Origin of the sequence: Streptococcus sp. oral taxon 056 str. F0418 (assembly GCF_000220065.1) — a bacterium.
Lineage (GTDB): Bacteria > Bacillota > Bacilli > Lactobacillales > Streptococcaceae > Streptococcus.
Genome location: NZ_AFQU01000001.1, coordinates 1,931,451 through 1,943,250, shown reverse-complemented (window position 1 = coordinate 1,943,250; position 11,800 = coordinate 1,931,451). Strand labels below are relative to the sequence as shown.

1 protein-coding gene and 1 pseudogene are annotated in these 11,800 nt (G+C 44.8%); one reads left to right on the top strand and one right to left on the bottom strand.

Features of this window, described 5'->3' with window-relative positions:
• Positions 1 to 239: pseudogene (locus tag HMPREF9182_RS10790) on the top strand (hypothetical protein); the annotation flags it as partial.
• Here HMPREF9182_RS10790 and HMPREF9182_RS10785 read toward each other — a convergent pair.
• Entirely contained in the window at positions 219 to 11,708 is an 11,490-nt protein-coding gene (locus HMPREF9182_RS10785; RefSeq protein ID WP_009754823.1) for a KxYKxGKxW signal peptide domain-containing protein, read from the bottom strand. The pseudogene HMPREF9182_RS10790 and the gene HMPREF9182_RS10785 sit on opposite strands and share 21 nt — an antisense overlap.
• Positions 11,709 to 11,800 lie beyond the last annotated feature (92 nt).

Below are 11,800 nucleotides of genomic sequence, written 5' to 3'. Positions count from 1 at the left end.
TTACTGATGCACTTGTGCTTGCTGATACAGAGTTACTTACTGATGCTGAAGTACTTGTGCTTACTGAAGCGGAGTTAGATGCACTGATTGATGCTGAAGTACTTGCACTTACTGATGCACTTGTGCTTGCGCTTACTGAAGCAGAGTTAGATGCACTTACTGATGCTGAAGTACTTGCGCTTACTGAAGCAGAGTTAGATGCACTTACTGATGCAGAGTTAGATGCTTGCGCTTACTGATGCAGAGTTAGATGCACTTACTGATGCTGAAGTACTTGCACTTACTGAAGCAGAGTTAGATGCACTTACTGATGCTGAAGTACTTGCACTTACTGATGCTGAAGTACTTGCGCTTACTGATGCAGAGTTAGATGCACTTACTGATGCTGAAGTACTTGCACTTACTGATGCAGAGTTAGATGCACTTACTGATGCTGAAGTACTTGTGCTTACTGATGCACTTGTGCTTGCTGATACAGAGTTACTTACTGATGCTGAAGTACTTGTGCTTACTGAAGCGGAGTTAGATGCACTGATTGATGCTGAAGTACTTGCACTTACTGATGCACTTGTGCTTGCGCTTACTGATGCAGAGTTAGATGCACTTACTGATGCTGAAGTACTTGCGCTTACTGAAGCAGAGTTAGATGCACTTACTGATGCAGAGTTAGATGCACTTACTGATGCTGAAGTACTTGCGCTTACTGAAGCAGAGTTAGATGCACTTACTGATGCTGAAGTACTTGCACTTACTGATGCTGAAGTACTTGCGCTTACTGATGCAGAGTTAGATGCACTAATTGATGCTGACTCGCTCGCTGACACAGAGTTGCTTGCGCTAATTGATGCTGACTCGCTCGCTGATACAGAGTTAGAGGCGCTAATTGACGCACTTACGCTGTTGCTTACAGATACAGATGCGCTTGCTGAGTTCGATGCACTAATTGATGCTGACTCGCTCGCTGATACAGAGTTAGAGGCGCTAATTGATGCGCTCACGCTGTTGCTTACTGAGACTGATGCGCTGTGGCTTGCTGCAGTGCTACCACCATTACTCAAGGAGATAGAAACACTGTGGCTCGCACTAATTGAGTTAGATACGCTGATAGATGCAGATTCACTTGCACTTACTGACGCTGAGTTAGATGCGCTAATTGATGCACTCGCGCTGTTGCTTACTGAGACTGATGCAGATTCTGAATTGCTTACAGATACAGATGCGCTTGCTGAGTTAGACGCACTAATTGATGCTGACTCGCTCGCTGACACAGAGTTGCTTGCGCTAATTGATGCACTCACGCTGTTGCTTACTGAGACTGATGCGCTGGCTGAGTTCGATGCACTAATTGATGCTGACTCGCTCGCTGATACAGAGTTAGAGGCGCTAATTGATGCGCTCACGCTGTTGCTTACTGAGACTGATGCGCTGTGGCTTGCTGCAGTGCTACCACCATTACTCAAGGAGATAGAGACGCTGTGGCTCGCACTAATTGAGTTAGATACGCTGATAGATGCAGATTCACTTGCACTTACTGATGCTGAGTTAGATGCGCTAATTGATGCACTCACGCTGTTGCTTACAGATACAGATGCGCTTGCTGAGTTAGAAGCACTAATTGATGCTGACTCGCTCGCTGATACAGAGTTGCTTGCGCTAATTGATGCACTCACGCTGTTGCTTACTGAGACTGATGCAGATTCTGAATTGCTTACAGATACAGATGCGCTTGCTGAGTTCGATGCACTAATTGATGCTGACTCGCTCGCTGACATAGAGTTGCTTGCGCTAATTGACGCGCTTACACTGTTGCTTACTGAGACTGATGCACTTGCTGAGTTCGATGCACTAATTGATGCTGACTCGCTCGCTGATACAGAGTTAGAGGCGCTAATTGATGCGCTCACGCTGTTGCTTACTGAGACTGATGCGCTGTGGCTTGCTGCAGTGCTACCACCATTACTCAAGGAGATAGAAACACTGTGGCTCGCACTAATTGAGTTAGATACGCTGATAGATGCAGATTCACTTGCACTTACTGATGCTGAGTTAGAGGCGCTAATTGATGCACTCACGCTGTTGCTTACTGAGACTGATGCAGATTCTGAATTGCTTACAGATACAGATGCGCTTGCTGAGTTCGATGCACTAATTGATGCTGACTCGCTCGCTGATACAGAGTTGCTTGCGCTAATTGACGCGCTTACACTGTTGCTTACTGAGACTGATGCAGATTCTGAATTGCTTACAGATACAGATGCGCTTGCTGAGTTAGACGCACTAATTGATGCTGACTCGCTCGCTGATACAGAGTTAGAGGCGCTAATTGATGCGCTCACGCTGTTGCTTACTGAGACTGATGCGCTGGCTGAGTTCGATGCACTAATTGATGCTGACTCGCTCGCTGATACAGAGTTAGAGGCGCTAATTGATGCGCTCACGCTGTTGCTTACTGAGACTGATGCGCTGTGGCTTGCTGCAGTGCTACCACCATTACTCAAGGAGATAGAGACGCTGTGGCTCGCACTAATTGAGTTAGATGCGCTAATTGATGCACTCACGCTGTTGCTTACAGATACAGATGCGCTTGCTGAGTTCGATGCACTAATTGATGCTGACTCGCTCGCTGATACAGAGTTGCTTGCGCTAATTGATGCACTCACGCTGTTGCTTACTGAGACTGATGCAGATTCTGAATTGCTTACAGATACAGATGCGCTTGCTGAGTTCGATGCACTAATTGATGCTGACTCGCTCGCTGATACAGAGTTGCTTGCGCTAATTGACGCACTCACACTGTTGCTTACTGAGACTGATGCGCTGTGGCTTGCTGCAGTGCTACCACCATTACTCAAGGAGATAGAGACGCTGTGGCTCGCACTAATTGAGTTAGATACGCTGATAGATGCAGATTCACTTGCACTTACTGATGCTGAGTTAGAGGCGCTAATTGATGCACTCACGCTGTTGCTTACTGATACTGATGCAGATTCTGAATTGCTTACAGATACAGATGCGCTTGCTGAGTTCGATGCACTAATTGATGCTGACTCGCTCGCTGATACAGAGTTAGATGCGCTAATTGATGCACTCACGCTGTTGCTTACTGAGACTGATGCAGATTCTGAATTGCTTACAGATACAGATGCGCTTGCTGAGTTCGATGCGCTAATTGATGCACTCACGCTGTTGCTTACTGAGACAGATGCGCTGTGGCTTGCTGCAGTGCTACCACCATTACTCAAGGAGATAGAAACACTGTGGCTCGCACTAATTGAGTTAGATACGCTGATGGATGCAGATTCACTTGCACTTACTGACGCTGAGTTAGATGCGCTAATTGACGCACTCACACTGTTGCTTACTGATACTGATGCAGATTCTGAATTGCTTACAGATACAGATGCGCTTGCTGAGTTCGATGCACTAATTGATGCTGACTCGCTCGCTGATACAGAGTTAGATGCGCTAATTGATGCACTCACGCTGTTGCTTACTGAGACTGATGCAGATTCTGAATTGCTTACAGATACAGATGCGCTTGCTGAGTTCGATGCACTAATTGATGCTGACTCGCTCGCTGATACAGAGTTAGATGCGCTAATTGACGCACTCACACTGTTGCTTACTGATACTGATGCAGATTCTGAATTGCTTACAGATACAGATGCGCTTGCTGAGTTCGATGCGCTAATTGACGCACTCACGCTGTTGCTTACTGAGACTGAAGCGCTTTGACTTGCAGAAATCGATCCTGAAATTGATGCAGATACAGAGTTGCTTGCGCTTACTGAGTTCGATGCACTAATTGACGCACTCACGCTGTTGCTTACTGAGACTGAAGCGCTTTGACTTGCAGAAATCGATCCTGAAATTGATGCAGATACAGAGTTGCTTGCGCTTACTGAATTTGACGCGCTGATAGACGCACTCACGCTGTTACTTACTGATACTGAAGCACTTTGACTTGCAGAAATCGATCCTGAAATTGATGCAGATACAGAGTTGCTTGCGCTTACTGAATTTGACGCGCTGATAGACGCACTCACGCTGTTACTTACTGATACTGAAGCACTTTGACTTGCAGAAATCGATCCTGAAATTAATGCAGATACAGAGTTGCTTGCGCTTACTGAGTTCGATGCACTAATTGACGCGCTCACGCTGTTACTTACAGAAACTGAAGCGCTTTGACTTGCAGAAATCGATCCTGAAATTGATGCAGATACAGAGTTGCTTGCGCTTACTGAGTTCGATGCACTAATTGACGCGCTCATGCTGTTACTTACAGAAACTGATGCACTTGCTGAGTTCGATGCACTAATTGATGCGCTCACGCTGTTGCTTACAGAAACTGATGCACTTGCTGAGTTCGACGCACTGATTGATGCACTCACGCTGTTACTTACAGAAACTGATGTACTTGCTGAGTTCGATGCACTGATTGATGCACTCACGCTGTTGCTTACTGATACTGATGCACTTTGACTTGCAGAAATCGATCCTGAAATTGATGCGCTTACGCTGTTGCTTACTGATACTGAAGCGCTTTGACTTGCAGAAATCGATCCTGAAATTGATGCGCTCACGCTGTTGCTTACTGATACTGAAGCACTGTTGCTTGCAGAAATCGATCCTGAAATTGATGCAGATACAGAGTTGCTTGCGCTTACTGAGTTAGACGCGCTAATTGATGCGCTTACGCTGCTACTTACTGAGATCGATGCACTTTGGCTGCCTGAGATGGATGCCGAAATGCTGTTACTCAAGCTTGCTGAGTCGCGACGACTAGCCGATACTGAAGCGCTTTGAGAAAGCGATACAGAGTGCTGGCTGACCCAACGCGAGGTGTTGTTACTCAAGTTACGGTAGACACTGAGTGAGTTCCGCAGTGATGTCATGTCAAACTCACCTTCAGCCCCCGGATTTTGAGCATTATCACGGTTGGAAGCGGAGTTAAAGGTTTGACGAGTCACGTTACCTTGTTCATCAGTTACTTCGACCACAAAGCTGATATTTCCTGAGTTTCTCGGTGTTCCATGAATTCTGAAATAAGGAGTATACTGATTTCCATAATAACCACTAGCCTCAACTCCTGTTTCAAAGGTCAGTCCAAGAGCTGTCAGAGTATCACCACCGCTAACTAAGCGAATGGCATTCTGGGCAGCTGTTTGATTGCCCCAGTAATGACCACGGGTATTGTCCGCATCGTGGACATAAATTTTTTGATTATATGATTGACCGACCGTTGGATTCGGAACAACTGCATCATTTGTTGCATTAGATACCGTTTTATCAAAAGTACTAGCATGATTAGCTGTCGTTTTATCCGGTACATTGACATTGAAGCTAAAGATTTGATTCGTAACATTTCCTAATCCATCTGTCACTTTAACGGTAAAGCTGACGCGTCCTGAAGCCGTTGGAGTGCCTGTTACATCAATATATGGTATAAAGTTGCCTTCATATTTAGCTTTAATTTCTGCGGTTAATCCCACCGCAGCCAAACTAGCTAGTCCATCTGTTATGCTAACAGAATTTTTGGCTGCTGCCTCAGTTTCCCAGCCACCATAATAAAACCGCTTCCAAGTATAATATCCTGGATTATTTTGGTCATGGACATAGACTTGCTCTGATTTATTTTCTCCAACTGTACGATTTGTGAAAGAACCATCATTCGGACCATTCTGGCCTTCTGTTATGAGAGCATTTTTATCAAAGGTTGTTGGTGCATTAGGCTTATCTTGACTTGCCTTGTCTGGGACATTGACATTGAACTTAAAGGTTTGGAATGTAACATTACCCGATGCATCTGTCACTTTAACGGTAAAGCTGACTTGGCCTGAAGCCGTTGGAGTGCCTGCTACCTCAATATATGGTATAAAGTTGTTACCATATACTCCACTTTTAATTGTTGCGGTTAATCCCACCGCAGTTAAACTAGCTAGTCCATCTGTTATGCTAACAGAATTTTTGGCTTCTGCCTCAGTTGGCCAGCCACCATAGCGATAACCTACATAACCTGGCCTATAACTTACATTAATTGAATTATTTTGGTCATGGACATAGACTTGCTCAGATTTATTTTCTCCAACTGTACGATTTGTGAAAGAACCATCATTCGGACCATCCAGGTTTTCTGTTATGCCAGCATTTTTATCAAAGGTCGTTGGACGGTCAGCTACCGTTTCTTTTGGTGTCACCTTGAAGTTAAAGGTTTGTTTGGTTACATTGCCTTTTGCATCTGTGACTTGGACGACAAAACTGACATAACCTGAAGCAACTGGGTTACCTGTGATACGGAAGTATGGAACATAATTACCGTTACCAACGTGAGTCGCATCAACCTCAAACTCTAATCCCAAATCATTTAATTGATCACGCCCAGAAATGATCCTAACAGCCCTCTTTGCACTATCCTGTGAAGGCCATGAATCATAGTAAGAATTTGTCGTGCCTCCATTGTCCTGATCGTGTATATAGACCGTATCGTTTTTAGCTGTTCCAACGACACCATCTGAAACCAATGGTGTTGTAGATGGTGCTCGACCATAGTCATAAAGGGTTTTAGTGAAGACGCTTGGATGATCCACTTCATTTGCCTTGGTTTCGCCAGGATTTAAGATGTGGAACTTGAAGGTTTTGGTTACTTGGTTTCCTTGCTCATCTGTTGCTGTCAAATCAATGCTAGCAAGACCTGCCTGAGTCGGTGTACCTGTAATTCTAAAGGTTTTCAGTGCAGGAATCCATCTACTTGACAAGCCACTTGGTAAAGTACCACCGGTTACAGTAACAGTTGAGGCCTTATTCAGTCTAATATTGCCTTCATAATCTTGGTTCACAGTACCATTAGGGAGGCCACTATCACCAAACATATTATAAACTGTATTTGGCGCCACTTGGTCTTTCACATCACTATGAATCGCGACAACTCTCTTGGTAACTACTTTATTACCAGCCGAATCAACTGCTGTAATCGTAATTGGATAATCCCCCGCTTGGGTTGGAGTTCCAGATAGCTTAAATTGATTATTAGCCGCATCAAAGGTCGCAGTTACTCCTGGAGGCAGAGCACCTTCTGTAATCGTCACTGTCGCTGCACCCGTCACGGTCAGGTGACTGCTGTATCCTTCACCTTTCTTACCAATGGCAAAGTTTTCTGGACCAAATTTGATAGTTGACTTCGTAGTTTCTTGGTCAGGTTGAAGGATAGTAAGGTTTCTCTTCAAGGTCGCCTTGTTTCCAGCTTCATCGGTCGCTGTGATCATAAGTTCAAAGTTACCAACTTGCGTTGGAGTCCCCGTGAACTTAAACTGACCACTAGCCGAGTCAAAGCTAGCTGTTACACCAGACGGTAGCGTACCTTCTGTAATAGTAACAGTTTTTGCTCCATTGACAGTAATATAGGTGTTATATGGTTGACCCTTTCTACCGGTTGCTAACTGCTCTGAGCCAAAAGTAACTGTGCTCTTGACAGTTGGTTTCTCTGGCAGTAAGACCGTCAGAGTCTTAGTCGTACTAGTCTTATTTCCATTGGCATCTGTCGCTGTGATGAGGACACGGTAGTTTCCAGCACGGCTTGGAATACCTTCCACATAAACGCGGCCTGTTCCAGCGTCCCATACAGCCGTCAAACCATCTGGTAAGGTGCTGGCTTCAATCTCTGCCCTAACAGCGCCACCATTAACAGTAACATAATCGCTGTAACCTTGTCCTTGTCGAGCTGTTTTAAAGCCTTTATCGTCAAAGACAACATTGGTCGCCGCTGGCTTATCTTTTTCAATCAAGATAACATTGATATAGTAAGATTTACTTACTTGATAGCCATTGATATCTGTCGCCGTTAAGGTAAAGTTAAAGCTACCGTCTTGTTTTGGAATTCCTTCTAAATAGAAGCGCTTGTTATCATTATCCCATCGTGCGGTAATTCCTTCTGGCAGGACACCTGCTGTTCGTTCGACTTTAGCGATTTGAGCACCATTTTTGACATTGATGTAATGGCTGTACGGAGTGTCTAGAACGGCTGTACGGAAATCACCATCAAAGGTATCGCTTGTCAAGACAGGTTTTGGTTTATCTGTCCGTAAAACGGTTAGAGTCCGTGTAAAGGTCATACTTTGACCACTGGCATTTGTCGCTGTGATGGAGATTGGATAGTTGCCATCAGTGTCTTGAGCTGGAATACCAGAGATCTGCAGTTGACCAGAAGTCTGATCCCAAGTCGCAGTCAAGCCGCTTGGCAGAACACTATTAACCGTAGCAGTCGTCGCATTTCTTATAGTAATTGCGCTTGAATATGGCTGTCCAACACGAGCAGTTTGGTAAGCCCCCTGATAGCTAATCCGGCTAGTATTATCTGAACCACTGTTTTGATCTCTTTTGTTATCCTCAGGTACGTTGACCATAAAGCGGAATGTTTGGATAATCTTATTCCCTTTACCATCTTTAACCCAAACTTGGAAAGAAACTTCGCCAGATCGTGTTGGTGTACCTGTAATCTTGAATCCTGGTTTACCAACATACTTTGGATAGTATCGAAACCATCTTCTTTCACTTGGTGAGTCAGCGTTAGCTCTCTGCTCAGAGCTATCTTCCACCTTACGGACATCACCATAGGTCACTTCAAACCTTAGACCAACAGCAGCTAGACTATCTTGACCAGAGGCCAATCCAACATATTGACTAGCAGAATTTTTGGCATTGGTTTGACTAATATCTCTACCACTAGCATTGTCTCCAACATAATCTAAAAGAATCTCTCCTGGAAGCTTTGTCTCAGCATAGTGAGTTCTAAAAGAACTCGCGCCTCCTGTAAACCAAGATCGACTAGTACTTGTTTCATTATCCTGATCACGAATAAGCGTTGTATGATTATATTGTTGTCCGACAGTACCATTAGAAAAATTCGGATTACTAAAGGAAGTTGGATTATCTTTCCCTCTTTGTCCTTGCGGTGTTTCCTGCCAAACGATTGGACGATTGATTGTCATCGTGAAGTGTTGGGTCGTGACCGCACCCTTGTTATCTGTCACCGTCACATCAAAGTCTACATAGCCAGCTTTTGTCGGTGTACCAGACAGGTTAAACGTTAAAGTACCATTATTAGCTTTTTGTACTGCAAAGCGCAGACCGTACTCTCTCAGCTGGTCTTCACCACCGGTCAACTGAACCTGAGTCTGATAGTTGGTGATGCCGTCTGAATCATTAATTGTTACCGCTTCCGTATACTCTTTTTCGACAACGCCAGCTGCTAAAGCATCTTTTGAGAAAGTAGTAGGGTTGGTTTCCCCTTTGCTAGCTGGTGTGACAGAACTTGAATCACCAACATTGTTCAGAACAGTGACCGTTCGAGAAACTTCGACACTGGTGTTATTGGCATTGGTTGCCCGCACGATAAAGGTCTTAGAGCCAGCCTCAGTTGGAGTACCTTCAATATAAAAACGTCCCTCACTTTGGCTCCAGCGCGCTGTCAAGCCTGCTGGCAATTGTCCGACCGCTTCTACTCGGTTAGCATCGCCACCGACATTGATGAAGCTACTGTAAGGCTGACCTTTGACAGCATTGTTAAAGGTACCTTGAATAGCATTACTTTGAAGAGGAGTTGGCTTGTTAACCAAGACGATCGAAATCACCCGCTCTACTGTAGCTGTCATACCATCTGGGTTAGTAATTTTCAGGGTAAACTTATAATTTCCAGCCCGAGTCGGTGTACCAGACACTGTATAGGTCTGCGTACCTAAATCATAGCTTCCTGTCAAACCTGGTGGCAAGTTACCACTGATAACCTCAGCATTGACTGCTCCAGCAACTGTGATAGAGTCACTATAAGCTTCATTGACTTGACCTGCGATAAATTGACCATTGACAGCTGTCGCATCAATACCGGTCTTAGCTGCTGGGATATTAATGGTGATGCCACGATTTTGAGAGACGGTATTACCTTCTGCATCGGTCGCTGTGACTGTAAAATTAAAGTTTCCTGCTCTTGTCGCAGTTCCTTCAATATAGAGACGTTGTGTCGTTGCGTCCCAACGTGCAGTGAGGCCATCTGGCAGGTTGCCTGAAGTGACAGACATATTGGTTGCGCCTGCAGCCAACAAGAAGTCACTATAGCGTCTGTCTTTTTGCCCAATCCCTAGATCACCAACGATATCTTTGGCTTCTAGACCTTTCTTCGGTGTCTCAAGTGCTGTACCGCTGGCTGGATTAATGGCTAACTTAAAGGTTTGAGTACTAATCGCTCCCTTATTATCCGTAGTCTTCACAACCAAAGTCACTACTCTAGATTGAGTTGGCATACCAGAAATCGTAATATAGCGAATACCACCTACTGTCTTGGTTGAGAACTGAAGACCCGCAGATTCTAATTCCGTTCTTCCACTTATCAGTGTGATATTTTGTTCAGCGATACCATCTTCATCTTTAACCGCAATATCTTGATTATAACCTTGTCCAACTTTTGCATTTTTCAAAGTGCCTTCAAAAATTGTGGGTTTTTCCACACCGGTACTATCTGGTGTGATTTGCTTTGGCATAACACCAACTTCAAACATCTGGGTGGTTTTCGCACCTTTGTCATCAATAACGGTCACTTCAAAGCGAGCATAGCCAGATTGAGTAGGTGTTCCTGAAATCGTGAAAGCTCCCGGTTTAGAAGAGAATCTCAGTCCAAGAGCTGTTAATTGATCCCGACCGCTTGAGAGAGTAATAGCACTTTCTTGAACACCGTCTCTATCGGCTACTCTAATATCTTGTGAATAGCCAGCTCCGACTGATGCTGGTGCAAGCGTCCCTTCAAAGGTCGTTGGGTTAACTGTTCCGATACCTGTATCATTCCCGCCGTTCAAATCACGACGGTTACGCGCTGAGCGAGTCGCTGCATGTCCTGCCGCAAAGAAGGTGGTCCGACCAACAGCTGCTTGAGTATCAGCACGTTGGATACCCACTAGACCTGCTAGCTTAGACACAGCCGCATTTGGCTTCAGGCTGCTTTGTGGCGCTTGGCTAGAAAGGGAAATACTCGTGCTGGTTTGTTCGGTTTGAGAAGTTGCGACACTCTCACTTGTCTGTGCTGAAGCACTCACTACAGAAGTACTTTCACTTGATTGGCTAGCGTTGCTTGTGACTGCCTTGCTTTCTGCCTTGGCACTAACAGAAGTCACTTCTGACTGAGCTGAGGCTGAGGCGGATAGTGACTGACTAGCAGACACAGAGTTGCTGACAGACACACTAGTTGAAGTGCTAAGAGAAACTGAGGATTGCAGTGATGCTTCTTCTGCTACCTGAGAAGCTTGAATGCTGGTAGATACTTGAGCACTTTTTGCTTCTGCTTCCGCTTGGGCAATAATCGCATTTTGATTAGTTGCCTTAGCTTCTGGCTGCGCACTTGGTGCGATGACAGCCTTGTCTTCTGTTTGCTCGGTGTTTTCTTCCGCATAGACTGTGTTTTCTTGCGTTATTAAGAAACCACCGGCCCCGGCGGCTAGGATACCTCCTAAACCTGCTAGGGTTTTAAATCCTTTTGCATCATGATCCAGTTCTTCTGTCTGAGATAAGCCTGAGGAGACAACCTCACTCATGCCACCCACACGGAACAGATCCAACTGGGAATTCGATGCCTTAACCCAATTCTTACCCGACTTATAAAGCCTATAACGCTTTTTCTCGTCGACAATCTTGAAGTCTTTATTATAATCTTTACTTCTAAACATTGTTGTCCTTTCTTTTTCAAAAATAGGATGACTTTGTTAACCTCATGAACGCTAACAAAGAAACGACTTTTTCCTCTTCTTTTTAATTTCCA